This window comes from Nitratireductor aestuarii, from assembly GCF_014641695.1.
Classification (GTDB): domain Bacteria; phylum Pseudomonadota; class Alphaproteobacteria; order Rhizobiales; family Rhizobiaceae; genus Chelativorans; species Chelativorans aestuarii.
This window is the reverse complement of the sequence record NZ_BMIF01000011.1, coordinates 100,792-124,122: the sequence shown is the minus strand read 5'-3', so window position 1 is coordinate 124,122 and position 23,331 is coordinate 100,792. Positions and strand designations below refer to the sequence as shown.

Genomic DNA, 23,331 nt, shown 5'->3' with positions numbered 1-23,331 from the left:
GCAGGTGTAGATGCGAAAACGTGCAAAAGAAAGTCTCAGCTTTCCATGACGCTGGCAACTTATTCACCAGTTGTAACAACGCCTGCGACAGAGTGAACGTTCCTTTCTGTTGCTAAAGATTGTGTGCGGGCATATGGACGGCTCGACGACTATGTGAGGGCATCGGAATGCAGTTTATCGACCTTGGCGCACAGCGCGCGCGTATTCAGGACAAGCTTGAGAAGGCACTGGTCAAGGTGATGAACGAGGGCCGATACATCCTCGGTCCGGAAGTCGCAGAGTTCGAGAAGAAGCTCGCCGATTACGTTGGCGTGAAGCACGTCGTGACCTGTGCAAACGGCACGGATGCTCTCCTGATCCCCCTGATGGCAAGCGGCATCGGCCGCGGCGACGCCGTGTTCGTTCCGAGCTTCACCTTTGCCGCTACGGCGGAAGTGGTAGCGCTCGCCGGAGCGACGCCGGTTTTCGTCGACATCGATGCCGACACCTACAACATGGATGTGGCGAGCCTTGAGACGGCCATCGCTGACGTTCGCCGCGAAGGCGTTCTGACGCCGAAGGCAATTATTCCGGTCGACCTCTTCGGTCAGCCGGCGCTCTATGACCAGATCAATGCGATCGCTGTTCGCGAGGGGCTCTTCGTGATCGAAGACGCCGCGCAGGCGATCGGCGGTCAGCGCGACAACACCATGTGCGGCGCGTTCAGCAACGTTGGCTCCACCAGCTTCTATCCTGCCAAGCCGCTCGGCTGCTATGGCGATGGCGGTGCGATGTTCACCAACGATGCTGAACTTGCCGACGTGCTGCGCTCCATCGCTTTTCACGGCAAGGGTTCGAGCCAGTACGACAATGTTCGCATCGGCCTGAACTCGCGTCTCGACACGATGCAGGCGGCTGTGCTGCTGCTCAAGCTCGAGCTGCTGCCGGAAGAAATGGACATGCGTGCCGACGTGGCCAGGCGCTATAACGAGCTGCTGGGCGATGTGGTGAAGGTACCTGTGCTGCCGGACAACGTTCGTTCCGCCTGGGCGCAGTATGCCATCGAGACGCCGAAGCGCGATGCGGTTCGCTCGCGCCTCCAGCAGGAAGGTATTCCTTCGGTCATCTATTACGAGAAGTCGCTGCACCTGCAGAAGGCTTACTCGGCATTCCCGCGCGTTTCGACCGGACTTGAAGTTTCCGAAACGTTGCCGGAGCGCATCCTCTGCCTGCCGATGCACCCCTACCTGACGCAGGATGACCAGGAGCGCATCGCCCGCGCCATCCGCGAGGCCGTGAAGGGCTGATTGCTGGCAGCCAGCGCCGCCTAGCGGCTTCAGGGAAAGAACTTCTGCGTTCTTTCCCGTTGGCGCAAAAACAAGACAAAACCCAGCTTATACTTGGGTCAGGGCTCCTTGAGAGGAGCTTCATTCGCATGTTTACTTCCAGGCAAATTCATCTGGCCTTGGAAGTCCCTTCACATGCGCGCAGTACATACGCACCTCCAGCGTCTGGAGGCTGAATCGATCCATATCATGCGGGAAGTCGCGGCAAATTTTGCCAAGCCCGTGATGCTTTATTCCATCGGGAAAGATTCGTCCGTCCTGCTGCATCTGGCGATGAAGGCCTTCTATCCGGCCAAGCCGCCGTTCCCCATTCTCCATGTCGACACCACCTGGAAGTTCCGCGAGATGATCGAGTTTCGGGATCGGATGGCGGCCGAGCGGGGCTTCGATCTTCTGGTTCATATCAATCAGGAAGGCGTACGCGAGGGGATCGGTCCGTTTACGCACGGCGCGGGGCTGCATACGCATGTGATGAAGACGCTGGCGCTGCGCCAGGCGCTTGAAAAGCATGGCTTTGACGCTGCCTTCGGCGGAGCAAGGCGGGACGAGGAGAAGTCTCGCGCCAAGGAGCGGATCTTTTCCTTCCGCAATGCAGCCCATGCCTGGGACCCGAAGAACCAGCGCCCGGAGATGTGGAAGATCTACAATACGCGTGTGGATGCGGGCGAAAGCATCCGCGTGTTTCCGCTGTCCAATTGGACCGAGCTCGACATCTGGCAGTATATCCTGCTGGAAAATATCCCCATCCCCGACCTTTACCTTGCGGCACGCCGCCCGGTGGTAAACCGTGGCGGGCAATGGATCATGGTCGATGACGATCGCATGCCGCTTCAGCCCGACGAGGTCGTCGAAGAGCGCATGGTGCGGTTCCGCACGCTTGGTTGTTACCCGCTGACGGCAGCAGTCGAATCCGAGGCCGATACGCTCGAGGAAGTCGTGGCTGAAATGCTCATCGCCCAGTCATCTGAACGGCAGGGCCGCCTGATCGACCACGACGAAGCTGGTTCCATGGAAAAGAAGAAGAGGGAAGGGTATTTTTGATGCTGCAAGTTGCTGCCAGACCAATTGATGCAACCTCGGCGACGGATGTTCAGTCCTACATCGCCGCGCAGCAGAACAAGACCCTCCTGCGATTTTTGACCTGCGGATCGGTAGACGATGGCAAGTCCACGCTCATCGGCAGGCTGCTCTATGACACGAAGCTCGTCTTCGAGGACCAGCTGGCGGCGCTGCGGAAGGACTCCGAGCGGCACGGCACCAACGGTAGTGACCTTGATTTCGCGCTGCTGGTGGATGGGCTGGAGGCTGAACGCGAGCAGGGCATCACCATCGACGTTGCCTACCGGTTCTTCGCGACCGCCAAGCGGAAGTTCATCGTGGCGGATACGCCGGGCCATGAGCAATATACGCGGAACATGGCAACCGGCGCTTCCACCGCCGATCTTGCCGTTGTGCTTGTCAATGCCAAGGTGGGCCTGCTGCCGCAGACGCGCCGACATACGATCATCGCGTCCCTGCTCGGCATCCGGCACATCGTGCTGGCGGTAAACAAGATCGATCTGGTCGGCTATGACCAGGGCGTCTTCAATGCGATCCGAGACGAGTACAACGCGTTTGCGGATGCGCTGGGCTTTGCCTCGGTGCAGGCCATTCCGATTTCGGCCCGGCATGGCGACAATGTCATCGACCGGTCGGCCAACATGGAGTGGTATGAAGGGCCGAGCCTGCTTGAACATCTGGAGACGGTGGACGCGGAGGAGCCGCTGCGCGGCCGCCCCTTTCGCTTCCCCGTACAGTACGTCAACCGGCCGAATGCCAATTTCCGCGGCTATTGCGGAACGGTTGCTTCCGGGCGCATTGCGGTGGGCGACGAGGTGCTGATCCCACATCCGAGGGCGATGGCGCGGATCAAGCGCATCGTGACGCATGACGGTGATCTGGATGAGGTGGCACGCGGACAGGCGGTCACGCTGGTGTTGGACCGAGAGGTGGACATTTCGCGGGGCGCCGTGGTCTGCTCGCCGGACCGGAAGCCGCATGTGGCCGACCAGTTTGCAGCCAATGTGGTGTGGTTCAACGAGAGCCCGCTGGTGCCCGGCCGCATGTATCTGGTGAGGACCGAGACGGACCAGGTGAGCGCCAAGGTGAGCCAGCTCCGGCACCGCATCAACGTCAACAATACCGCCCCGGAAGATGCGACATCGCTGGAGATGAACGAGATCGGCGTGTGCGAGTTCTCGCTGCAGGCGCCGATCACCTTCGACGCCTTCGAGGAGAACAAGTCGACCGGTTCGTTCATCCTGATCGACCGGATGACGAACGCCACGGTGGGCGCGGGCATGTTCCTGCAGCCGCTGCGCCGTGCAGCGAACATCCAGTGGCAGAAGCTGGATGTGAACAAGGCCGCGCGCGCCGAGCAAAAGCAGCAGCAGCCGTCGATCCTCTGGTTCACGGGGCTCTCCGGATCAGGCAAGTCGACGATTGCAAATCTGCTTGAACGGAAGCTGCACGCGAGCGGGCGGCATACGTATATTCTCGACGGCGACAATGTCCGCCACGGGCTCAACCGCGATCTTGGGTTCAGCCAGGAAGATCGGATCGAAAACATCCGGCGTGTTTCCGAGGTGGCAAAGCTGATGGCGGATGCCGGGCTGATCGTGTTGGTTTCGCTGATCTCGCCTTATCGGGCGGAGCGCGCGATGGCGCGCGAGCTGGCGGACAAGAACGAGTTCATCGAGATCTTCGTTGATACGCCGCTGCAGGAGTGCATCGAGCGCGATCCCAAGGGGCTCTATGCGCGTGCGCTGAAAGATGAGATCAAGAATTTCACCGGCATCGATTCGCCCTATGAGGCTCCGGAAGCGCCGGACGTGCACCTCAAAACGTCCGGGCGAAGCGCGGAAGACCTTGTCGCCGAACTGGAAGGCTGGTTAAGAGAACGGGGCTATTGCTGACGCAAGCCGGGAAACGCGTTCAACCGTTCTTCCCGCAGGCGCAGATGGGAGAGGACGGGGTTCGGTGCGGCAAGATAGTGATCTCCTGGCGCTGTTCGAAAGTCTCGCGCTTGCTGCGGGGCATGAGATCATGCGCCACTACGAACAAGGCTTTGCCATTGAGCGGAAGGCCGATGCCTCGCCTGTGACTGCGGCGGACCGTGAGGCGGAAAAAATCATCCTTTCGGGCCTCTGCGAAAAGCTGCCGGGTGTTCCGTGCGTGGCGGAGGAGAACGCTTCGCTCGGGATCATCCCCGAATGTGGCGATGCCTTCCTGCTGATCGATCCGCTCGATGGAACGCGGGAGTTCATCGAGCGACGGCCTGATTTCACCGTCAACATTGCGCTCATACGCCATGGAACGCCGGTGCTGGGCGTGGTTCTGGCGCCTGCGCGCGGATTGATGTTCTCGGGCGGGTCGGATGGGGCGTTTGAGATCGAACTCAGGGATGGCGAGATGGTGGGCCGGACACAGATCCGGGCACGATCGAAGCCAGCTTCGGAGCCGGTGATCCTCGCAAGCCTGTCGCATCGTACGCCGGAGACGGATGCGTATATTGCGAAGTTTCCGGGCTCACGCGTGACGTCGATCGGGTCCTCGTTGAAGTTCTGCCTGCTCGCGCGAGGCGAAGCGGATATCTATCCGCGTTTCGGGCCCACCATGCAGTGGGATACGGCAGCCGGAGACGCGATCCTGCGGGCTTCTGGCGGCATGACGCGTGATCTTGATGGAAATCCTCTGACCTATGGATCGCGGGAAGGAACCGGATTCTGCAGCCCGTTTTTCATTGCGGAAGGTGCGAGCTAGGTCAGTTCGTTTCGCCAGGGTGGATTGGCGCCGACACGCGAGACGGTGATGGAAGCAACCTTTGCCGCGAAGGCAAGGGCGTTTCGGATCACTTCGGGATCGGGACTGGCGAGGCTCTCCTTGCGGAGCGCGCCAGCATCGCGCAGGGCGGCAAGGAAGCCAGCGTTGAACGTGTCGCCCGCACCTACCGTGTCCGCAACCGGCACAGGCACAGCGGGGATGCTCAGGTTTCCACCGTTCCAAAAGGCGTGCGCACCCTGTTCACCGGAAGTCAGAACCACGAGCTTGGGTCCGGTGGCGAGAAGGTCGGCTATGGCTTCCTGCTGAGACGTTTCCGGTGCGATCCAGCGCAGGTCATCGTCTGATACTTTCACGATATCCGATGAAGCAACCAGCCGTTGCAGGCGGGCGCGATGGCGCTCCGCGTCCTGAATGAAGCTAGGCCGGATGTTCGGATCCAGCATGATTAGGCGATGCGGGGCCTCGCGGTGCAGAAGGCTTTCATAGGCGCTGCCGCAGGGTTCGCTGACGAGGCTTATGCCGCCGAAAAGCAGGGCTTCGATATTGTGACCTAGCGTTGGAAGGTCTGAATCCGAGAGCATTCGGCCAGCCGTGTTCTCGTCGTAGAAGAAGTAACTGGCGTTGCCGTTTTCGATCTTGGCGAAGGCGAGGGTGGTGGGCCTCGCGGAGATCACGGCATGGGAGAGATCGACGTGGCTCTCGCGGAGTTTCTCCTGCAGCAGTGAGCCGAACAGGTCGTCCGACAGGCCCGAGAAGAACGACACGGGAACGCCGAGACGCCCTAGCGCGATGGCGCTGTTGAAGACGGAGCCGCCGGGCAGGGGCCGGAACGCAGGCTCGCCCTCTGCCGTTGCCGGCAGCATGTCGATCAGCGCTTCGCCGCAGCAAAGGATCATGTCTTCCCCATCACCAATGTCGTCTCAGCGCCAGTTTAGCCTGATCAACGTGCGGGGTGCCAGCGTCAGTCTTCCGTTTGCGAGAGAGCTGTGCGGGCGCGGCGGAAGTCGTTGATCGTGAGCTCGCGCCATCGGCCGGGGCCGAAGTTCATGGAGAACACGGCCTGATTGCCGTTGGTCGATCGGAAGAGTTCGCTGAGTTCCGCGAAAGGCGTCAGGGCATCCCTCAGAAGCTCGACCTGGCGGTAGAGCGGTATCGGGTCCGGAGAGTTGTCGTTCTCGAACGTGAGCAGGCGGGGGCGTGTGAGGAACGGTTTGTCGATGACGATGACCTCGGCATCGGTATCGCCACCCTTCGGCGAGGTCGGCCCAAGCGGCCCACCTCCAACATTCTCGGTCATCTGTCCCGCGCCTCCTGCCGTGGCCCCGCTCAGGAGACTAGGAGAAATAGGACTTAAGCGCACATAAGGAGGGTGGAAGTTAGTGCTTTACCGACCGGTCTTCCTCATCATCGATGAGGATGCGTTCGGCGGCGCCATCCATGTCATCGAACTGGCCGCTGCGGAGAGCCCAAAGGAAGCCGAAGAGGCCGACAGCGCCGAGGAATAGTGCGATGGGGATCAGGACAGAAAGGTTGGTCACAAGGCCTCCTGCAGCTTGTGCGCAGGTTGCCTGGCACTGGCTGAAGGCTGTGTCGCCTTCCGGTTGCCGCTGAGCAGGCGCAGGGCGTTCGCAACAACGATGATCGAGGAGCCGGACATGGCAATCGCGGCAATCAGCGGTGTGACGTAGCCGAGAACGGCGATCGGCACGGCAATCAGGTTGTAAACGACGGCGATGCCAAAGTTCTGGCGGATCAGCCTGCCCGAGCGCTGGGCGATCTGGTGCGTGACGGGTGCGGCCATCATGCTTTCGTGCAGGAAGACGAAATCGGCGGCATTGCGGCCAACGTCAGCGGCGGTCGCGGGAGCCATGGAGACGTAGGCGGCGGCGAGGGCGGGGGCGTCGTTGAGGCCGTCGCCGACCATCAGGACCTTGCGGCCTTCGGCGGCGAGGTCCGCCATGTGCTTCGCCTTGTCGTCCGGCAGGACGCCTGCACGGTAGGTAGATATGCCGAGCTTGCGGGCGATTGCGGCGACGTTGGCTTCGTTGTCGCCGGACATGATCTCCACGCGAATGCCACGGCTCTGGAGCGCCTGCAGGGCCTCGACAGTGTCCTGTCGCAGACGGTCCTCGAAGCGGAAGGAGGCAAGGAGTTCGCCGTTGCAGGCGAGGACGGTGCCTTCGGCATCCTCGCGTCCAAGCGCCCAGGAGGCGCGGCCGAGGCGATAGGTGGCACCATCAAGCTTTGCCTGAACGCCGTAGCCTGCCAGTTCCTCGATGTCGCTGAAGGCAAGGGTCTCGTGATCCTTGGGCCGAGCGGCGGCGATGACGCGGGAACGCGGATGGTTCGACCAGGCGCCAAGGGCGGCTGCGAGCCGCATCGGTTCATCGCCAATTTCGTCGCGGTTGATGAGACGGGCATCGCCGACGGTCAGCGTTCCGGTCTTGTCAAAGACGGCAGTGTCGATGTTGGCAAGACGCTCCATGGCCGAACCGTCCTTGGCCATTACGCCATTCTCGAACAGGCGGCGGGCGGCGACGACCTGCACCATGGGAACGGCAAGGCCGAGCGCGCAGGGGCAGGTGATGATCAGCACCGCAATGGCGATGGTGATGGAGCGGTGCCAGTCGCCGGACGCCACGACCCAGGCGATCATCGTCAGGAAGGCAGTCAGGTGGACGACCGGGGCATAGGCGGCGGAGGCGCGATCGGCAAGACGGCGGTACTTTGCGCGGCCGCTTTCGGCTGCTTCCATCAGGCGGACCATTTCGGCGAGGAAAGAATCCTTTGCGGCAGCGGTGGCACGCATGGTGATCGGATGCGTGAGGTTCAGCATGCCGGCGCGGATATCGGTGCCAGACGTGGCGGTCTGCGGTGCGCTTTCACCGGTGGCCATGGAACAGTCGATGTCGGTCGTACCGTCCAGAACGATGCCATCGACCGGGATGCGCTCACCGGCGGCGATGGCCAGCGTCATGCCGGGCTGGATCTCGTGCAGCGGCAGGTAATCGCGGCTGCCATCCTCGCCCAGAACCGTCGCGCCGCGTGGGGCGAGGCGAGCAAGGCCATTGACGGCGACGCGGGCGCGGTTGCGCATCACGTGATCGAGCGTACGTCCGATCAGCAGGAAGAAGAGGAGCGATACAGACGCATCGAAATAGGCGTGCGCGCCGCTGTGAACTGTCTCGTAGAGGCTAAGCGCGTAGGCGAGCGTCACGCCGATGGAGATCGGCACGTCCATGTTGGTGCGGCCCCGACGCAGAGCACTCCAGGCCGAGCGGAAGAAGATGCGTCCGGCGTAGGCGAGCGCGGGGATGGCGATCAGAGCCGAGATCCAGTGGAACAGGTCTCGTGTCGAGGCTTCGGCCCCAGACCAGACTGAGACGGAGAGCAGCATGATATTGCTGGCGGCGAAGCCTGCAACGCCGGTGGCCCAGAGAAGCTCGGAGAGGACCTTGTCTTTGCCGCCATCGTCCTCAAAGAGGTGAGGCGGGTAGCCGATAGATTGGAGGGTTTCGATGAGGGCGGGCGGGTTGTTCTCCCGCCACTTGATCGTTACGCGCTTGGTCGAGAGATTGACGCGGGCACCAACGACGCCGTCCAGCCTGTTCAGCGTGCTTTCGATCGTATGGATGCAACCACCGCAGTGGACATCGGGAACGGCGAGTTCCACCTGCATCACACCGTCGCCCAAGGGCCGGCTGGCGAGGCGAAGTTCTTCCGATGTTACTACCGGGCGCTCTGAAGCCGCCAGAGCGCCTTCAGCGACCGGCGCACAGCAACTCATCTCATCACTCCATCACGAACCTGGATGCGGCGGACGTCCCGGTAGGGGAATTCTAGACCCGCATCGGCCTCCACTTCAACGATCCATGTGCCGTCTTCGAGCGAAATGTCTGCGGCATGGGCGCCGTCAGCTGCGGGCTGGAGGATCAGATCGGTGTCCTCATGGCCGGAGACGGGGCGGTGCAGCAGAACTTCCACGCGTTCCAGCGGAACGAGTTCACCCTTCGCGTCGGTGAGGCTGTAGGAGAGCCGCGTTGGCTCGACTGCCAGCGCTGCCTGCCAGCCAAGGGCCTGCTGCCTGCGGCCGCGATCCGTTCGCTCGTTGAACTCCTGGCTTGCCACATAAGTGTTGCCGACCACGAGGCCGGTCCAGCTGCGGGAGGCGAGCACGGCCATGGTGACATTGACCGCAATGATCACGCCGAAGAACCCGAACATGACGAGCAGCATGTGGCGTCCGGTGAATTCACGCTGGTGCTGGGCTTTGTTCATGGTCCGCATCCTTACGGTCTGAGGAATTTGGCGCGATACTCGGCGCGTTCGCCGCCATCGGCATCTTCGATTACGAAGTAGAACGTCTGGTCGTCATCGGCAGCGGCATCGGCATCCTGTCGGACGAAGATGTGCAGTTCGCGAAGGCGGTCCGGTTCGACTCTCACCTGAAGCTTGTCGCCTTCGGAGTGATCCATTTCGGGCGACATCATGATGGCGTTCTGAAGGCCTTCGATCGAGAGGACGACGTCACGCGGCTGCGGGATCATGTTAAGGAGCTTGACCGTATAGCCGTTGCGGATCGAGCCATCGGACAGGACCACGAACTGCGGGTTTCGGTCGTGGAGCACGTTCAGTTCCAGCCGGTCGCGCGTCAGCAGGGCGAAGAGCATGCCTGCGCTGATGACGAGCATGATGCTGGAATAGATGAGCGTGCGCAGACGGAAGATGTTGCCCCAGCGGAAACGGGCAACTTTCTCGGAAAGGGTGCCGTCCGCATTCTTCACCCGGCGCGGGTCGATGGCCGAGGCGCCGCCGGCGGTCGCCAATGCCATGTTGGCATTGTAGTCGCCCAACGTCGCGTAGGAGATGAGGCCCCTCGGCTTGCCAAGCTTGTCCATGACGTTGTCGCAGGCGTCGATGCAGAGCGCACAGGTGATGCATTCAAGCTGCTGGCCGTCGCGAATGTCGATGCCCATGGGGCAGACGGCGACGCAGGCGTTGCAGTCGACGCAGTCACCGACGACCTGGCCGGCGGCGGCGGCCTTCTTGGCATGGAGCGAGCGGGGCTCGCCGCGCCAGTCATTGTAGGTGACCGTCAGCGAGTTCTCGTCCAGCATCGCGCCCTGGATACGCGGCCACGGGCACATGTAGGTGCAGACCTGTTCGCGCATCAGGCCACCGAAGATGTAAGTGGTGGCGGTCAGGATCGCGACGGTGGTGTAGGCGACGACGGGAGCCTGGCCGGTGACGAAGTCGCGTAGCAGGGAGGGGGCGTCGGCGAAGTAGAAGATCCAGGCGCCGCCCGTCAGCAGGCCGATGATGAGCCAGCTTGAGTGCACGGTGACACGCTTCAGGATCTTTTCGGCAGTCCAGGGACCCTGGTTGAGCTTGATCCGGGCGTTCCGGTCACCTTCGATCAGGCGTTCGACGGCTAGGAAGAGATCAACCCAGACGGTCTGGGGGCAGGTGTAGCCACACCAGGCACGGCCGATGGTTGCGGTAATCAGGAAGAGGCCGATGCCCGCCATGACAAGCAGGCCTGCGATATAGATGAATTCCTGCGGCCAGATCTCGATAAAGAAGAAATAGAACCGGCGGTTGGCAAGGTCGATCAGCACGGCCTGATCCGGCGCGTAGGGGCCGCGATCCCAGCGAATCCAGGGCGTCAGATAGTAGATGCCAAGGGTGATGAGCATCACCAGCCACTTGAAGCGACGAAACTGCCCTGTCACGCGCTTCGGGAAGATCTTCTTCCGTGCAGCATAAAGGGGTGGCCGGTTGCGCTTGGCGTTTACCGGTTCGACGTCGAGGTGCGGGATATCTGAAATATTTGCCATGTGATGGGTTTGCCCCCTGCACAGGGTAAGGGCCTTGACCAGGATCAAATGCACCGGAATGCCGCAGGTGTGATCGGGAGGATCCTGAACGAAAAAGGGAGGAAAGTTCCGGATACTGTGATCCGGAAGTTTCCTCCCCTGCTTCCCCCCACAGGAAGTTTCGTTTTGCAACCTACTGGGGAGAATTGTGATTGCTTTGATCTAGATCAAACGGCGGGATTTATTGTTTAGCACCGCCGAGCGAGTAAACGTAGACGGCAAGCTGCTTTACCGTGACGTCGCCGAGACGAGCCTGCCATGCGGGCATGACACCGTGCTTCGGCTTGCGGATCTGGGCGGCGATCTCAGCTTCCGACGAGCCGTAGAGCCAGATTGCGTCGGCCAGGTTCGGGGCACCCATCGACTGGTCGCCGGTGCCGCTCTCACCATGGCAGGCGGCGCAGTTGTCAGCAAAAAGCTGCTTGCCCGCGTCAGCCAGAGCCGGATCGGAGGGGTCGCGGGTCAGGGATGCGACATAGGCGGCAATCTGGCGTACTTCCGGACCCTGCAGCATGTCGGCGAAGGCGGGCATTTCGGAAACGTGGGTTTCCTCGTCACCCGCGTAGCGGACGCCGTGCGCGATCGTATGATGGATCGATTCGATGTCGCTGCCCCAAAGCCAGTCGTCATCGTTCAGGTTCGGGTAGCCGGCCGAGCCCTGAGCGCCCGAACCGTGGCACTGGACGCAGTTGACCTTGAAGGCAGCTTCGCCGCCGGAACGGGCAAAGCGATAGAGCTTGTCGTCGGCAATGATCTCGGGCAGCGACTTTTCGGCGAGCGCGGCACGGAGATCGGCCTGGGCTTCGGCAACCTCATTCATGGTCTGGGTCAGCTGGCCCCGGCTGGACCAGCCGAGCACGCCTTGTGTGGCGGAGTTGACCAGCGGCCAGGCGGGGAAGGCGATCGTGTAGCCCAGAGCAAAGACAATGGTGGCGTAGAAGCTCCACAGCCACCAGCGCGGCATGGGATTGTTCAGTTCCCGGATGCCATCCCACTCGTGGCCGGTCGTCTCAACGCCCGACAGTTCATCGATATGCTTCTCAGTCATCTTGATCGTCCTTGAGCGGAATAAGGGCGGCTTCCTGGGCGTGGTGCTTGGCGCCCGGGCGGAAGACGAACAGTACGGCGCCGGCGAAGAAGAGCGTCATGAAGAGAAGCGCCCAGCTGTCAGCGAATTGACGGAGTGCGGTGTAGATTTCCATTCAGCCCTCCCTCAGCGATATCCGCCGGTTTCGTCATAGGTCGAGAAGTCGACCAGGGTGCCCAGCATCTGCAGGTAGGCTACGAGCGCATCCATTTCGGTCAGGGCCTGCGGGTTGCCATCGAAGTCGCCGACCACTGCCTTGGGATAGCGCGCCAGAAGATCGTCATGATCGCCGTCCGGATCGGCCTGGACGCGGATGTCCGCGTTGGCGTTGCTGATCATCTCCTCGGTGTAAGGGACGCCGACCTTGAGGTTCGCCACGAGCTGGGTCGAGAAGTCGCCGATTTCCAGCGGCTTCTTTGCCAGGAAGCTGTAGCTCGGCATGACCGACTCGGGGACGACGGACTGCGGGTTGATCAGGTGCTGGACGTGCCACTCGTTCGAGTAGCGGCCGCCGACACGCGCGAGGTCAGGCCCCGTGCGCTTCGAGCCCCACTGGAAGGGGTGGTCGTACATGGACTCTGCGGCCAGGCTGTAGTTGCCGAAGCGTTCGACCTCGTCGCGGAACGGACGGATCATCTGGCTGTGGCAGGTGTAGCAGCCTTCGCGGATGTAGATGTTGCGGCCTGCCAGCTCCAGCGGCGAGTAGGGGCGCATCCCCTCCACCTTCTCGATGGTGTTCTCGAGGTAGAAGAGGGGCACGATTTCCACGATGCCGCCGATGGTGACCACGAAGAGCGAGCCAACCAGGAGCAGCGTGGCGTTACGCTCGATTATCGCGTGCTTGTCGAGAAGTGCCATTGTTACGGCTCCTTATTCTGCTGGCTGCAGGGCTGGCGCTCTGCCACCCATGGGGGCTTCTTCACGCAGCTCACCGCGGATCGTCTTGTAGACGTTGAACGCCATGAGGATTGCGCCCAGGAGGTACATGCCGCCACCTACCGCACGCATGACGTAGTAGGGGAACATGGCCGCGACGGTTTCGGCGAAGGTGTAGACCAGGAAGCCCTGATCGTCGTACTCGCGCCACATCAGGCCCTGCTGGATGCCGGAGACCCACATGGTTGCGGCGTAGATGACGATGCCGATCGTGGCGAGCCAGAAGTGCCAGCTGACCATGCGGATCGAGTAGAGCCGCTCACGACCCCACAGACGCGGGACGAGGAAGTAGACCGCGCCGAAGGAGATCAGGCCGTTCCAGCCGAGAGCGCCGGAGTGTACGTGGCCGATGGTCCAGTCGGTGTAGTGGCTGAGCGAGTTGACCGCCTTGATCGACATCAGCGGGCCTTCGAAGGTCGCCATGCCGTAGAAGGCAACGGCCATGACCATCATGCGGATGATCGGATCGGTGCGTAGCTTGTCCCAGGCGCCCGAGAGCGTCATCAGGCCGTTGATCATGCCACCCCAGGACGGCATCCACAGCATGATGGAGAAGACCATCCCGAGCGTCTGCGCCCAGTCGGGCAGGGCGGTGTAGTGCAGGTGGTGGGGGCCGGCCCAGATGTAGAGGAAGATGATCGCCCAGAAGTGGATGATCGACAGGCGGTAGGAGTAGACCGGACGGTTCGCCTGCTTCGGAACGAAGTAGTACATCATTCCGAGGAAGCCTGCGGTCAGGAAGAAGCCCACGGCGTTATGGCCGTACCACCACTGCGTCAGCGCATCCTGGACGCCGGCGAAGAGGGAATAGCTCTTTGAACCGAGGAAGGAGACCGGCATCGCCAGGTTGTTGACGATGTGCAGCATCGCGATGGTGATGATGAAGGACAGGTAGAACCAGTTCGCGACGTAGATGTGCGGTTCCTTGCGCCTCAGGATGGTGCCGAAGAAGACGAGGAAATATGCAACCCAGACGATCGTCAGCCAGACGTCCACGTACCATTCCGGCTCAGCATATTCACGGCTCTGGGTGATGCCGAGCAGGTAACCCGTGGCAGCCAGGATGATGAAAAGCTGGTAGCCCCAGAACACGAACCAGGCGAGATCACCACCGAAGAGGCGGGCACGGCTGGTGCGCTGGACCACGTAGAAGGAGGTGGCGATCAGCGCGTTTCCGCCGAAGGCAAAGATGACGGCCGACGTGTGCAGCGGGCGCATGCGGCCGAAGGTCAGGAAAGGTTCGAAGTTCAGCTGCGGGAACGCAAGCTGAAGCGCAACGACGACGCCGACCAGAAGTCCAACGACCGCCCAGAATACGGTGGCAATCGCACCGTAGCGGATGGGTCCGTCCAGATAGCGCTCTGTTCCGTCGGAACGTAGCGGGATGGATGCCGGGTCACCTACGGATGCCCAGGACACCTGACGCAAAAGGACGATCGTAAAGGCGGCAAGCGAGAAGAACAGAACCCACATGTGGGATCTGAAAGCGGTGTCTTCGCCCAGGGCTGCACCGGCAAGCGCAAGGAACGCCGCCAGCGTCAGAAGGACTATCTCTTTTCCGTATTTCATTGAGCCTTCCTCGGATGAAGTCACGAGGGCATCGCTGCCTTCGCGTTTGGCTATCCTTGTCAGGATCGCCGAACGAGGGGCCTTGATTTGAGTCAATGGAAGGGGCTGAGAGGGGTGCGCACTTTGTCACCCCTTGGATTCTCTGAAGTTTTGGGCGTGCAACCGCATCCCTCGGTTCGACTGGTCAACCATGGGAGGATGGAAGTTCCGGAACTTTCAGTGAGCCATGAAAAGAGTGGTCGGAGGACGGTCCAGAATGGCGCCGGTAACGCTACCGAGGATCGCATTGCGGTAGCGCGATTGCATCGACGCGCCCATGACAAGTAATTCCACGCCGCTCTCCTGGACATAGCGGTTGAGGCGGTCCGCAATATTGCGATCGGGAGCGCTCAGCATTTCGACGCGGATCTCAGGAACGTCCTTGAGAAGGAGGTAGTTGGCGAGATCCGCACCGGGTGTCATCGACGAAAGGTCCTTCTCGCCGGCAACGGTTACTATGGAGACTTCACTTGCGGCGCGCAGGAAGGGGAGCGCATCGTGGATGGCGCGGGAGCAGTGGGCGCTACCGTCCCAAGCGATGGCGATTCGTTTTGGCGTCGGATTGCCACCCGTTTCCGGTACAATGATGAGGGGGCGTCCGCTCTCGAACAGGACCTCCTCGATGATTTCGCGCTGAGGGCATTCGACGCAATGTGCGGCATCGAGAACCGCCAGGTCATTGACGCGGGAGAGACGGATGAGACGGGCGCTCTGCGTCTCCGACATCGGGGTGTCCGACAGTGATGGAGAGGCGGAACCCCGGTTGCCAATGAGTTTCTGGGCCTCGAAAGCGGCGAGACGCGTGATCTCCTTCACCCGTTCGATTTCCGTGCGGACGGCGCTGACGAGTTCATTGCCGCGGCGGAACAGCGCGAGGGAGGCGAGCGGCGGCAGGACGCAAACGGTGAGCCGAGCGGAGGCAGCCCGGGCAAGCTCGTTGCCGAAAGAGAGGGCGGGCGTCTGCGCGAAGGGCTCGTTTGCCGGCGAACCAACCAATAGGCACTGAAGCCTAGTCATTCTGTACTCCTCCAGTGCGTCCTAGTCAGTCCCGCCTCCCTCTGATGCGCGGTCTGGTGGCAGCAGGCACGTTATTGTTGGCGGAAGCGGGCAGCTTCCCTTATTGAAACGGAATTCTACTGGAGTTGGTTGCGGTTGCCTTTGCGTTGGATCAAAGTTTGCAGGAGTGATCGGCGCTTGGAAGACTAGGCGTGCTGCCACAAATTCTGGTAGTAAGCTGTACTTATAGTGTACTTTGTACCGGTTGCATCCAATCGGTTTGCAGGGGGGTAACGAATTGGGTCTCGTGTGGTTGTTGCCGATAGCTCCGGCTTTGGTGCTGGGTGCTTCGTATCGGTGGGGAAATCTCGTTGGCGCGGCTATTTTCACCGCGGTTGCTGCGGCGGTTCTCGCAGCCTACGAGTTCTACTACACGGAGTTTTCCGTTGGCCCGGCGCTGGTCTGCGCCATCTCGTGTGGACTGATGCTTTTGGCGGGTACTGCTTTCCGCGAGACACAGGAGCAGGCGGCCAAGACGCAAAGCGACCTTGAAGCCCAGCAGGCGCATTTGCGCTCCGTTCTGGATACCGTTCCTGATGCGACGATTGTCATCAATGACAAAGGCAAGATGATCACGTTCAATCGGGCCGCAATTCGCCAGTTCGGCTATGAAGAAGAGGAAGTGGTGGGCCTGAATATCAACATGCTCATGCCCGAGCCCTACCGGAGCAGGCACGATGCGTTCATCGAGCGATATCTGTCGACCGGTGAGCGACGGATCATCGGCATCGACCGGGTGGTAGTGGGCCTGCGCAAGGACGGCTCAACATTCCCGATGAAGCTGACAGTCGGTGAGATGAACAGCGGGGGGAAGATCTTCTTCACCGGTTTCGTGCGCGACCTGACGGACCGAGCGGAAACCGAAGCGCGCCTGCAGGAGATCCAGGCGGAGCTTGCGCGGCTCGCCCGCATCAACGAACTCGGCGAAATGGCTTCGACGCTGGCGCACGAGTTGAACCAGCCGCTGGCCGCCATCGCCAACTACGTTCAGGGCAGTAAACGGCTTCTGGACAGGTTGGATGGACCGGTCGCCGAGCAGATCAGCGGTGCGATGGAAGAAACCGCCCGGCAATCGCTGCGGGCGGGCCAGATCATCCGGCACCTGCGTGAATTCGTGACGCACGGCGAGACCGAACGTCATCCGGAGGACATTCAGAACCTGGTTGAGGAGGCGGCGGCGCTTGCGCTGGTGGGGTCGCGCGAGCTCGGGGTGCGTACGCTCTTCAACTACAATGGCATCGCATCGACAGTGCAGGTGGACCGGGTCCAGATCCAGCAGGTGCTCATCAATCTGATGCGCAATGCCATGGAAGCAATGCGCGAGAGCGAAGTGCGCGAATTGCAGGTGAATATCGCCGGACAAGGAGACGGGTTTATCGCGGTAGAGGTGTCCGATACCGGTCCTGGCGTTTCGGAAGAAATGGCGACCAAACTGTTTCAGCCATTCGTCAGCACCAAGGCTGGCGGAATGGGGATTGGCCTTTCCATTTCCAAACGCATTATAGAATCCCATGGCGGGGAACTGACGACTCGGCGGAACGGACGGGGAGGTGCTACCTTCCAGTTCACGCTGCCGGTTACGATGGAGCAAAGGGTAGTGAATGAGCGCTGAGGTTGTAGTCCATATCGTAGACGATGAGGAGCCTGTCAGGAATTCCCTGGCGTTCCTGCTCTCCATTTCCGGTTACGCGGTGCGGGTGCATGATTCGGCTACATCCTTCATGCGCCAGGCAAAAGGATTGACGAGTGCGGTTCTGATCACTGACCTCCGAATGCCGGACATGAGCGGCGTCGATCTGATCAAGCGCCTGCGCAGCGAAAGCATCACCATTCCGGCCATCGTGATCACCGGACACGGTGACGTGCCGATGGCGGTAGAGGCGATGAAAGCCGGGGCGATCGATTTCCTCGAGAAACCTTTTGAGGACGATGTGATCATCGGGGCGGTGGGACGCGCGATCGAGCTGATCGAGAAGCGTCCGGGAACGCCCACTGATATCGAGTCCATCTGCGAACGGATGGCGCAACTCTCCGAGCGCGAGCACCAGGTCATGCAGGGTGTCGTGGCTGGCCAGTCGAACAAGGCAATTGCCTATAATCTCGACATCAGCCCCCGTACGGTTGAAGTTCACCGGGCCAACGTGATGGCCAAGATGAATTGCAAGAGCCTGCCCGAGCTGGTGCGGATGGTGCTCTCCGTCAGCGAAGCGCCGCAATAGCGCGCATGCGGAGGAATGACCTGGTCTCGTCAGAGGTCTACACGGAGACGTTGCAAGTCAAATTGTCGCATTATTTTAACGAGTTACGTAGTTACCCTTAGGGTCCGTCCGAATTTTTTTGCGCCGTCGTAAGGGGTATTAGAAAAGCATTGTCATAGAGGTTCCGGACACGGAGAGTGCAATGCTTGCCTATCGCGCGCAGCCAAATCCAGATGCGATGCTGGATCGGGCACTGGCGGGTGTCATCGCCAGCGGCGGATCGCTTGGTGACTCACAGCCCCGACAGGTGGAGTTCTTCTCGCCCAATGCGCAGATCTACGCGCAGGGTGACCGCGCAACGGCTCTCTACCAGGTTGAATACGGCGTTGTCCGGCTGTTCCGTCTTCTTTCGGACGGGCGTCGTCAGATCTGCGCCTTCCACGTGGCGGGCGAGGTCTTCGGCTTTGCTGACGGCCAGCATCACCTTTTCGCCGAGGCTGTCTGCGACGCTGCAGTCCGCGTTTTCAGAGGGCCCATCCGCGAGGACAAGTCGCTGCTGACATTGGCGATGCGGGAACTCGTGCGCGCCCAGGATCATCTCCTGGTGATCGGCAGGCAAACGGCGTGCGAGCGTATCGCTGCCTTCATGGTCGACCTCTATGATCGGCTCGGCCACGAGCAGCACTTCGAGCTCGCTATGTCGCGCACCGATATCGCGGACTACCTGGGCCTCACCATCGAGACGGTTTCGCGCGTGTTCTCGAAGTTCCGCAGCAAGGGCTACATCAAGCTGCATGGCACCCGGGGCGTGGATATCCTGCAGATCGAGGCACTGCGCGGCATCTGCGCGTAAGGTTGATCTAAGGCATTTTTCTTCAAAGGGTATGGTTTTAGAACCATGCCCTTTTTAGTTAGTGATAGCCTTCACCCGGCGCGATCTTGCCCCGGAACATCCAGTAGACGAAGACCGTGTAGCCAAGCACCAGCGGCAGCAGGAAAATTGTGCCCATCAGGAAGAATATCTGTGAGGCGGGCGAGGCGGCTGCATCCCAGAAGGTGAGCGTCGGCGGCACAAGGTAGGGCACGTTGGAGATCGCCAGACCGGCATATCCCAGGATGAACAGGGCGATCGTGCCGGCAAAGGGGAGAAATTCGCTGCCCTTCTGCAAGCCTCGCCAGATTGCGAAGGCGATGACCGCAACCGCGAGCGGGATCGGCCACAGGTAGAGCAGGTTGGGCAGAACGAACCAGCGTTCGGCTACACGCGGAAGCGACAGCGGTGTCCAAAGGCTGATGGCTGCCATGGCGACCAGGACCAGCGCTAGAAGAGTAGGTGCATAGCGCAGGCCAAGTTTCTTCACCGGACCTTCCGTGCGCATGTGGAGCCAGGTTGCGCCGAGAAGGGCGTAGCCTGCCACCACGGAAAGTCCGACGAAGACCGAGAACACCGTGAGCCAGTCGAACGGCCCACCGGCATATTGGCCGTCGACGACCGTCACACCCTGCAGGAGGCCGCCGAGGATAATACCTTGCAGGAAGGCTGCGGCGATGGAGCCCGTGGCGAAGGCGATATCCCAGATCCGGTGGCCTGGCTTGGCGACCCAGCGGAATTCGAAGGATACGCCGCGCAGGACGAGCGCCAGCAGCATTCCAATCACCGGCAGATAGAAAGCCGGCATGATGATCGCATAGGCCTTGGGGAAGGCCACCCAAAGCCCGCCACCTCCCAGCACCAGCCAGGTCTCGTTGCCGTCCCAGAAGGGAGCGACGGAGTTCATCATGAGATCACGTTCCTCCTCCTTGTGGGTAAAGGGGAAGAGGATGCCGATCCCGAGATCGAAGCCGTCCAGGATGACGTACATCATCACGGCGATGCCGATGATGCCTGCCCAGATGAGCGGAAGATACCATTCCATACCGATCATGGTTTCATCTCCTCCGCTGAATAGCCGGGCGTGCCGGGACCGCGGCCAAGCGCTTCGCGGGTCGCCTCCTCGGCAGCTGAAAGCGGACGGTTGGGAAGGCCCTCGGGCGGCGCCTTGGCTTCCCGCGACAGGCCGCGTTCGATGAGCCGGTTGATGTAGTAGATGCCCATCGCGAAGATGATGCAGTAGATGAAGACGAAGAGCGCCAGCGTGCCCAGTACACTAGCGGCAGGCACCGGCGAGATGCCGTCGATCGTGCGCAGATGGCCATAAACCAGCCATGGCTGGCGGCCCTGCTCGGTGACGAACCATCCGGCCAGAATGGCAATGAAGCCGAGCGGCCAGACATAGGATGAGATGAACAGATAGAGCCGGTTGGTGAAGAGCTGGCCGCGCCACCAGAGCCAGGCCCCCCAGAAGCCGATCAGGATCAGGAACAGCCCGATGCCGACCATGAGGCGGAAGGTGAAGAAGACGTTGGCGACAGGTGGCCACTCGTCGCGTGGGAACTGCTCGAGGCCGGCGTAGCGACCGTCCCACTCGTGCTTGAGGATCAAGCCGCCGAGGCCCGGTATGGCGATCTCGTAGTGGTTCTTGCGGGCGTCGCGGTCAGGGATGCCGAAGAGCACGAAGGCGCTGCCCTTGGCCTCGTCCCAATGGCCTTCCATCGCGGCGACCTTCGCGGGCTGATGTTCCAGCGTGTTGAGGCCGTGCAGGTCGCCGATGAAGAGCTGCAGGGGTGCAGTAATTGCGATCATGCCTACGGCCATGCGCATCATGGTCCGGCCTTCCTCCGGGAAACGGTTGCGGAGCAGATAGCGCGCGCCGACAGCCAGCACGACCGCGGCGGTCGTAAGATAGGCGGCGTTGAGCATGTGCGCGAGGCGGTAGGGGAAGCTCGGATTGAAGATCACCCGCAGCCAGTCGACTGGATAGGCGATGCCGTCGCGGATCTCATGGCCGGCAGGAGTCTGCATCCAGCTGTTGGCCGAGAGTATCCAGAACGCGCTGGTTGCCGTGCCGATGGCGACGAGGACTGAGGCGAGGGTGAGGAGCCACGGTGGGAACCGGTTCCAGCCAAAGAGCAGGATCCCGAGGAAGGTCGCTTCAAGATAAAAGGCGGTGAGCACCTCATAGCCGATCAGCGGGCCAATGACGTTGCCTGAAAACTCCGAGAAGCGGCTCCAGTTGGTCCCGAACTGGTAGGTGAGCACGATGCCGGAAACCACGCCCATGGCGAAGGACACTGCAAAAATCCTGGTCCAGAACCTTACGAGCCGATGGTAGCGCTCGTTCTTCGTGCGCATCCATGTGAGCAGGAGGACCGCTATGTAGGCGGAAAGCCCGATCGTGAACGCTGGAAAGATGATGTGGAAGGAGATCGTGAAGGCAAACTGAATTCTGGCCAGCAGGACAGGGTCGAACTCCATGCGTCGCTCCTCGAGCTCATGCAGCCTCCAAACCCCCGACGGTGGAGTTACACTACACTATCAGGTGACGCAGTCCAGTATGGGCTTCAGAAGGAGTGGTGTGGGCGGACTGGATGACAGTCCGCCCCATATAGCCGGATCGGTAGGTGGCGCCCGCCTGTCAGGCGAGATCGCCGGCTGGGCGCATTGCACCGACTTCGATGCCGTTCCAGTTCTTGATGACCGGATGAGCCATTTCGACCAGTTCCGCGCGGAGGGGATCAGCGGCTGCAAGAAGTCTTGCCAACGTGGTCATGACCATGATTGCAGCGGCGCGGGTCGTGCCGTCATCGCACTTGAGCGCGATGCCAAGGCCAAGCTCGGGAACCGCCGCGCAGAAGACGCCTTCGGCACCGGTCTTGGTGAAGATACGGCCCTTGCCTGCCAGCATGATCTTCGTGTCAGCGCGCCCGGTGCCAGCGGTGAGGAAGGGTTCGGCCATGCAGGCCACGAGGATACGACGGGCTGCAGCTGCGCGCTGTGGCTCAAGTCCGTCGCCCGTGGCCATCTTTGCAAAGCCCTGAGCCAGATTGCGCAGCGGCACCGCATAGGTGGGAATTGAGCAGCCGTCGGTTCCGCAGGTCTCCGCGCCGTGGATCGCGCCCGTGACGTTCTCCATGGTCGCTCGGATCAGGCGCTGGTACTCGTGGTCCACGGATACGTAGCCGCGGTGGTCGATGCCGGTGTGCACGCAGGTGCAAAGGAAGCCCGAATGCTTGCCGGAGCAGTTGTTGTGGAGCGGGCAGGGCTCGGCTCCGGTGCGGGCAAGGTCGATCGTCGCCTGATGGTTCGTGGGCCAATGCGCTCCGCATTCGAGTGCAGTCTGGTCGAGCCCGGCCTTTGCCAGCATGGAGGCGGCGAGCTCAGCATGTTCCGGCTCGCCGGAATGGGAAGAACTTGCGAGTGCGATCTCACTGTTGCCGAAGCCGAGGGCATCGGCGGCGCCGCTTTCGACGAAGGGCAGCGCCTGGATGGCCTTCACGGCGGAACGCGGAAAGACGGGACGGTCGACATCGCCGACGGAAAGCAGGAGCTTGCCGCTTGAGTCGCTGACGGCGATGGAACCACGGTGGCGGCTTTCGACCACCTTGCCGCGAAGAATTTCTACGAGAATTGGATTGCTCATCTGCACCTGCATCGCGTTCAAGCTCCTCCTCGAGACCTCATAGTCCCATCTGAGTACAGGTTCAACGTGGATGGGCTCTACTGGATCATTATCGCGATTCCGGGAGGTGCTTAGTCAGATTCGTCACTGCCCAGCACAAGGGTCTGGCCGCTTACCATGCTGGCTGCGTCTGAAAGGAGATAGGAGACGGCACCGACAATCTCCGTGGTACCCGGCGTGCGGGACGGGCGGGAGGTCCAGATCTTGCGCTTGCTGACTTCTCCGGCCGTGGCGATGCAGTTGACGCGTACGGGACGATCCAGATTTTCCATGGCGAGGATCTCGGTCATCATGCGCAACCCAGCATGGGATGCGGCAAGGGCGCTGCGGCCCTTGCGGGCCTGAAGCCCGCAGGTGGACACGAGATTGATGATCACCAGATGGTCGGCCATACGCGCGAATGCCGCCTGAGCGGCAACGAAGGGAGCGACAAGGTTCAGCTCAAGAACCTCGCGCAGCTGCTCGACATTCGTGTCTTCAAACGGAGCTTCAAGGCGGATGCCGGCGCAATTGATGAGGGCCGAGCAGAGGCCGAAGGTATCTACCGCCGTATCGAAGGCGCGGTCCATCTCCTCTTCGTCGGAGATGTCGGCTGGAATCACCAGCACATCTTCGCCGCTGAATGCATCCTCCGCGACCTTCGCCGCCTCCTGATCCGAATCGACGATGGCCACGGACCAGCCGTCTTCCAGGAGATGCTCGGCAATCGCCATGCCGGTGATGGAAGCGCCCCCCGTGATGATCGCCGTTCTGTTCATCAGGCCCTCTAAGCCATTTCCCCAATGCCTATGCGCGAAGCCCCAACCGTTCGCGGCCCACCTCCCGATCCCGTTCTTCGTTGAGGAACCTTTGTTGCGGGTAAGT

Annotated in this window: 22 protein-coding genes; 7 read left to right on the top strand and 15 right to left on the bottom strand. The window is 61.3% G+C overall.

All coding sequences use genetic code 11. The features are described 5' to 3' along the window. The first annotated feature begins 167 nt into the window (after nucleotides 1–167). The 4 genes from IEX27_RS16635 (at nucleotide 168) to cysQ (ending at nucleotide 5,126) form a co-directional block, all read left to right on the top strand. Complete coding sequence (locus tag IEX27_RS16635) at nucleotides 168–1,286, top strand: DegT/DnrJ/EryC1/StrS family aminotransferase (RefSeq protein WP_188722206.1); 1,119 nt, start codon at nucleotides 168–170, stop codon at nucleotides 1,284–1,286. Between the two features lie 174 nt (nucleotides 1,287–1,460). Continuing rightward, nucleotides 1,461–2,366 (top strand): sulfate adenylyltransferase subunit CysD, encoded by a 906-nt coding sequence (gene cysD / locus IEX27_RS16630; RefSeq protein WP_188722205.1) that lies wholly within the window; start codon nucleotides 1,461–1,463, stop codon nucleotides 2,364–2,366. Next, nucleotides 2,366–4,279 (top strand): sulfate adenylyltransferase subunit CysN, encoded by a 1,914-nt coding sequence (gene cysN / locus IEX27_RS16625; RefSeq protein ID WP_188722204.1) that lies wholly within the window; start codon nucleotides 2,366–2,368, stop codon nucleotides 4,277–4,279. The genes cysD and cysN overlap by 1 nt, the downstream gene beginning before the upstream one ends. A 64-nt stretch (nucleotides 4,280–4,343) precedes the next feature. Further along, entirely contained in the window at nucleotides 4,344–5,126 is a 783-nt protein-coding gene (cysQ, locus tag IEX27_RS16620) for a 3'(2'),5'-bisphosphate nucleotidase CysQ (RefSeq protein WP_244630410.1), read from the top strand. Here the strand turns inward: cysQ and IEX27_RS16615 are convergent. The 11 genes from IEX27_RS16615 to IEX27_RS16565 all read right to left on the bottom strand — a co-directional run bounded on the left by IEX27_RS16615 (nucleotide 5,123) and on the right by IEX27_RS16565 (nucleotide 15,671). Beyond that, nucleotides 5,123–6,043, bottom strand: coding sequence for a carbohydrate kinase family protein (locus IEX27_RS16615; RefSeq protein WP_188722203.1), 921 nt, complete (start codon nucleotides 6,041–6,043; stop codon nucleotides 5,123–5,125). The genes cysQ and IEX27_RS16615 overlap by 4 nt on opposite strands. Before the next feature lie 65 nt (nucleotides 6,044–6,108). Continuing rightward, nucleotides 6,109–6,444: a hypothetical protein gene (locus IEX27_RS16610; RefSeq protein WP_188722202.1), complete on the bottom strand. Its 336-nt coding sequence runs from the start codon at nucleotides 6,442–6,444 to the stop codon at nucleotides 6,109–6,111. A gap of 79 nt (nucleotides 6,445–6,523) precedes the next feature. After that, nucleotides 6,524–6,685 (bottom strand): cbb3-type cytochrome oxidase assembly protein CcoS, encoded by a 162-nt coding sequence (ccoS, locus tag IEX27_RS16605; protein WP_188722201.1) that lies wholly within the window; start codon nucleotides 6,683–6,685, stop codon nucleotides 6,524–6,526. Continuing rightward, entirely contained in the window at nucleotides 6,682–8,934 is a 2,253-nt protein-coding gene (locus IEX27_RS16600; RefSeq protein WP_188722200.1) for a cation-translocating P-type ATPase, read from the bottom strand. Before IEX27_RS16600 ends, ccoS begins: the two co-directional genes overlap by 4 nt. Next, nucleotides 8,931–9,425: a FixH family protein gene (locus tag IEX27_RS16595; RefSeq protein ID WP_188722199.1), complete on the bottom strand. Its 495-nt coding sequence runs from the start codon at nucleotides 9,423–9,425 to the stop codon at nucleotides 8,931–8,933. The genes IEX27_RS16600 and IEX27_RS16595 overlap by 4 nt, the downstream gene beginning before the upstream one ends. Before the next feature lie 11 nt (nucleotides 9,426–9,436). Continuing rightward, nucleotides 9,437–10,984, bottom strand: a complete 1,548-nt coding sequence (gene ccoG, locus IEX27_RS16590) for a cytochrome c oxidase accessory protein CcoG (RefSeq protein ID WP_188722198.1) — start codon at nucleotides 10,982–10,984, stop codon at nucleotides 9,437–9,439. A gap of 220 nt (nucleotides 10,985–11,204) precedes the next feature. Further along, a complete protein-coding gene (ccoP, locus tag IEX27_RS16585) occupies nucleotides 11,205–12,071 on the bottom strand; it encodes a cytochrome-c oxidase, cbb3-type subunit III (protein ID WP_188722197.1) in 867 nt (288 codons plus the stop codon). Continuing rightward, nucleotides 12,064–12,225, bottom strand: coding sequence for a cbb3-type cytochrome c oxidase subunit 3 (locus IEX27_RS16580; RefSeq protein ID WP_188722196.1), 162 nt, complete (start codon nucleotides 12,223–12,225; stop codon nucleotides 12,064–12,066). Before IEX27_RS16580 ends, ccoP begins: the two co-directional genes overlap by 8 nt. An 11-nt stretch (nucleotides 12,226–12,236) precedes the next feature. After that, on the bottom strand, nucleotides 12,237–12,968 hold the full coding sequence (ccoO, locus tag IEX27_RS16575) for a cytochrome-c oxidase, cbb3-type subunit II (protein WP_188722195.1): 732 nt from the start codon (nucleotides 12,966–12,968) through the stop codon (nucleotides 12,237–12,239). A 12-nt stretch (nucleotides 12,969–12,980) separates the two neighbouring features. After that, nucleotides 12,981–14,615, bottom strand: a complete 1,635-nt coding sequence (gene ccoN, locus IEX27_RS16570) for a cytochrome-c oxidase, cbb3-type subunit I (protein WP_188722194.1) — start codon at nucleotides 14,613–14,615, stop codon at nucleotides 12,981–12,983. 216 nt (nucleotides 14,616–14,831) lie between these two features. After that, nucleotides 14,832–15,671, bottom strand: a complete 840-nt coding sequence (locus IEX27_RS16565) for a universal stress protein (RefSeq protein WP_188722193.1) — start codon at nucleotides 15,669–15,671, stop codon at nucleotides 14,832–14,834. Nucleotides 15,672–15,972: 301 nt separating this feature from the next. On the opposite strand from IEX27_RS16565, the gene IEX27_RS16560 reads away from it, so the two are divergent. The 3 genes from IEX27_RS16560 (at nucleotide 15,973) to IEX27_RS16550 (ending at nucleotide 18,761) form a co-directional block, all read left to right on the top strand. Further along, the gene (locus tag IEX27_RS16560) at nucleotides 15,973–17,322 is read left to right on the top strand and encodes a PAS domain-containing sensor histidine kinase (protein WP_444980176.1); all 1,350 of its coding nucleotides are present in this window, start codon (nucleotides 15,973–15,975) and stop codon (nucleotides 17,320–17,322) included. After that, nucleotides 17,312–17,929 carry a response regulator FixJ gene (gene fixJ, locus IEX27_RS16555; RefSeq protein WP_188722192.1) on the top strand — a complete coding sequence of 206 codons (618 nt, stop codon included), beginning with the start codon at nucleotides 17,312–17,314 and terminating at the stop codon, nucleotides 17,927–17,929. The genes IEX27_RS16560 and fixJ overlap by 11 nt, the downstream gene beginning before the upstream one ends. A 181-nt stretch (nucleotides 17,930–18,110) precedes the next feature. Next, entirely contained in the window at nucleotides 18,111–18,761 is a 651-nt protein-coding gene (locus tag IEX27_RS16550) for a helix-turn-helix domain-containing protein (protein ID WP_244630408.1), read from the top strand. Nucleotides 18,762–18,819: 58 nt separating this feature from the next. On the opposite strand, the gene cydB is transcribed toward IEX27_RS16550, so the two are convergent. From cydB to IEX27_RS16530, 4 genes are all read right to left on the bottom strand, one after another. Then, nucleotides 18,820–19,824, bottom strand: coding sequence for a cytochrome d ubiquinol oxidase subunit II (gene cydB, locus IEX27_RS16545; protein ID WP_188722216.1), 1,005 nt, complete (start codon nucleotides 19,822–19,824; stop codon nucleotides 18,820–18,822). Between the two features lie 5 nt (nucleotides 19,825–19,829). Continuing rightward, on the bottom strand, nucleotides 19,830–21,263 hold the full coding sequence (locus IEX27_RS16540; RefSeq protein ID WP_188722191.1) for a cytochrome ubiquinol oxidase subunit I: 1,434 nt from the start codon (nucleotides 21,261–21,263) through the stop codon (nucleotides 19,830–19,832). A gap of 160 nt (nucleotides 21,264–21,423) precedes the next feature. Beyond that, complete coding sequence (locus IEX27_RS16535) at nucleotides 21,424–22,428, bottom strand: asparaginase (protein WP_188722190.1); 1,005 nt, start codon at nucleotides 22,426–22,428, stop codon at nucleotides 21,424–21,426. Nucleotides 22,429–22,538: 110 nt separating this feature from the next. After that, nucleotides 22,539–23,225 (bottom strand): SDR family NAD(P)-dependent oxidoreductase, encoded by a 687-nt coding sequence (locus tag IEX27_RS16530; RefSeq protein ID WP_188722189.1) that lies wholly within the window; start codon nucleotides 23,223–23,225, stop codon nucleotides 22,539–22,541. Nucleotides 23,226–23,331: the final 106 nt, after the last annotated feature.